The sequence below is a fragment of the Nonomuraea lactucae genome, from assembly GCF_003313395.1.
Classification (GTDB): Bacteria; Actinomycetota; Actinomycetes; order Streptosporangiales; family Streptosporangiaceae; genus Nonomuraea; species Nonomuraea lactucae.
In genome coordinates this window covers 1-2728 of sequence record NZ_QNFZ01000644.1, presented here as the reverse complement: position 1 = coordinate 2728, position 2728 = coordinate 1, and the positions used below count along the sequence as shown (strand labels likewise).

Below are 2728 nucleotides of genomic sequence, written 5' to 3'. Positions count from 1 at the left end.
CCCGCCCCGGCCCGCCCCGCCGCACCTCGGCCTGCCAGACCTCGGCCTGCCAGACCTCGGTCCGCCTCGCCGCGGCCCGCCCCGCCCCGGCCCCGTACGCGACTACCTGGGAGAGTCCGGCCTCGTGAACCTGGACGACCTGCCGATCCGGGACGATCTGAGGGGCAAGACGCCGTACGGCGCGCCCCAGATCGACGTCCCGGTCAGGCTCAACACCAACGAAAACCCCTACCCGCCGTCCAAGGCCCTGGTCGACGACCTGGCCGAGGAGGTGCGGCGCGGCGCGGCCGGGCTCAACCGCTATCCCGACCGCGACGCCGAGGCGCTGCGCGCCGACCTCGCCGGCTACCTCGGCCACGGGCTCGGCATGGACCAGGTCTGGGCCGCCAACGGCTCCAACGAGATCCTGCAGCAGATTCTCCAGGCGTTCGGCGGCCACGGCCGCACGGCGTTGGGGTTCGAGCCGTCCTACTCCATGCACCCGATCATCACGACCGGCACGAGCACGGAGTGGATCGGTGGCGCGCGCGAGGACGACTTCTCGCTCGACGCGGGCAAGGCGGCCGCCGCGGTGGAGGAGCACCGGCCCGACATCGTCTTCCTGACCTCGCCGAACAACCCGACCGGCACCGCCCTGCCGCTGGAGACCATCGTCCGGGTGCTGGAGGCGACCAAGGGCATCGTGGTGGTCGACGAGGCCTACGCCGAGTTCGCCCGGGAGGGCACGCCCTCGGCGCTCACCCTGCTGCCGGACCACCCCAGGCTGATCGTCACGCGCACCATGTCCAAGGCGTTCGCCATGGCCGGCGCCAGGCTGGGCTACCTGGCCGCACACCCGGCCGTGGTGCAGGCGCTGCTGCTGGTGCGCCTGCCGTACCATCTGTCGACGATCACGCAGGCGGCGGCGCGCGTGGCGCTGCGGCACCGCGTGGAGCTGCTCGGTACGGTGGACGCGCTGCGGCGCGAGCGCGACGCCACGGTGGCGTGGCTGCGGGACAAGGGCTTGACGGTCGCCGACTCCGACGCCAATTTCGTACTGTTCGGCGTGTTTCCCGAGCGGCGCCGGGTCTGGGAGGGCCTGCTGGCGAGGGGCGTGCTGATCCGTGAGCCGGGACCGTCCGAGTGGCTGTCCGAGTGGCTGCGGGTGTCGATCGGCACCGGCGAGGAGATGGCGGCGTTCCGTGCCGCGCTGGAGGGAGTTCTGTGAGTCGCGTAGGCCGCGTCGAGCGCGCAACGAAGGAGACGTCGGTCCTCGTCGAGGTGGGTCTCGACGGCACGGGCAGGATGGACGTGTCGACCGGGGTCGGCTTCTTCGACCACATGCTGGAGCAGCTGGGCAAGCACGGGCTGTTCGACCTGACCGTCAAGACCGAGGGCGACCTGCACATCGACTCCCATCACACGATCGAGGACACCTCGCTCGCGCTGGGGGCGGCGTTCCGCCAGGCGCTGGGCGACAAGTCGGGCATCAGGAGGTTCGGGAGCGCGTCGTGCCCGCTGGACGAGTCGCTCGCCCAGGTGACCGTGGACCTGTCCGGCCGGCCCTACCTGGTGCACTCCGAGCCCGAGGGCATGGCGCCCATGATCGGCGCCGAGTACGACACGACGATGACCAGGCACATCCTGGAGTCGCTGGTCGCCCAGGCGGCCATCTGCCTGCACGTCCACGTGCCCTACGGCCGCAACGCGCACCACATCGTCGAGGCCCAGTTCAAGGCCCTGGCCAGGGCCCTGCGCGAGGCGTCGGAGCTCGACCCTCGGGCCACCGGCGTGCCGAGCACCAAGGGCGTCCTATGAGCGAAAACGGCATCGCGATCGCGATGGTCTTCATCGGCCTGTTCCTGATCGGCGGCGTCGTCTCGCTCGCCAGGCAGGGGCTCAAGGTCGGCGCGTTCATCTGCGCGCTCGGCGCCGCGCTGGCGATCACGGCGGGGGTGTTGTGGTGGTGAAGAAGGTCGTGGTGCTCGACTACGGGTCGGGCAACCTGCGTTCGGCGGAGCGCGCGCTGGCCAGGGTCGGCGCCGACGTGACCGTCACGGCCGACCTCGACGCGGCCCTGGAGGCCGACGGGCTCGTCGTGCCGGGCGTGGGCGCGTTCACGGCGTGCATGGCGGGTCTGCTCCGGGTACGCGGCGAGCGCGTCGTGGGCAGGCGGCTGGCCGGGGGCCGGCCCGTGCTGGGGATCTGCGTCGGCATGCAGATCCTGTTCGCCCGCGGGGTTGAGCACGGCGTGGAGACCGAGGGCTGCGGTGAGTGGCCGGGCACGGTCGAGCGGCTGGAGGCCCCGGTGCTGCCGCACATGGGGTGGAACACGGTCAAGGCCCCGGCGGGCAGCGTGCTCTTCGACGGCATCGACGCGGCGACCCGGTTCTACTTCGTCCACTCCTACGCGGTGCGCGAGTGGGAGCTGCGGCCAGGACCCGGGTTCGCCGAGCCGCTGGTCACCTGGTCCGAGCACGGCGTGCCGTTCGTGGCCGCCGCCGAGAACGGCCCGCTCATGGCCACCCAGTTCCACCCGGAGAAGTCCGGCGACGCGGGGGCCGCGCTGCTGACCAACTGGCTCGGCATCCTGTGAGCCGCAGGGCCGGACCGGCCGGCGGGGAGCCGTGAGCAAGGAGCGGGCGCGCCGGCGGGCCGAGCGGGAGGCGGAGCGGCGGCGCGCGATCCGGCTCAACGAGGAACGCCAGGCACGAGCCGCCCGACGCCGTGCGCTGCTGGCCCGCCTGGT

At 72.6% G+C, this 2728-nt stretch carries 4 protein-coding genes; all 4 read left to right on the top strand.

Annotated features, from left to right (window positions below):
- Positions 1–124 precede the first annotated feature (124 nt).
- The 4 genes from DQW85_RS24720 to hisH are packed head-to-tail and all read left to right on the top strand — an operon-like array spanning position 125 to position 2575.
- Complete coding sequence (locus tag DQW85_RS24720) at positions 125–1207, top strand: histidinol-phosphate transaminase (protein ID WP_113702402.1); 1083 nt, start codon at positions 125–127, stop codon at positions 1205–1207.
- On the top strand, positions 1204–1797 hold the full coding sequence (gene hisB, locus DQW85_RS24715) for an imidazoleglycerol-phosphate dehydratase HisB (RefSeq protein ID WP_113702401.1): 594 nt from the start codon (positions 1204–1206) through the stop codon (positions 1795–1797). Before DQW85_RS24720 ends, hisB begins: the two co-directional genes overlap by 4 nt.
- Positions 1794–1949: a hypothetical protein gene (locus DQW85_RS46050; RefSeq protein ID WP_205315379.1), complete on the top strand. Its 156-nt coding sequence runs from the start codon at positions 1794–1796 to the stop codon at positions 1947–1949. Before hisB ends, DQW85_RS46050 begins: the two co-directional genes overlap by 4 nt.
- The gene (gene hisH, locus DQW85_RS24710; RefSeq protein WP_205315378.1) at positions 1943–2575 is read left to right on the top strand and encodes an imidazole glycerol phosphate synthase subunit HisH; all 633 of its coding nucleotides are present in this window, start codon (positions 1943–1945) and stop codon (positions 2573–2575) included. Before DQW85_RS46050 ends, hisH begins: the two co-directional genes overlap by 7 nt.
- Positions 2576–2728 lie beyond the last annotated feature (153 nt).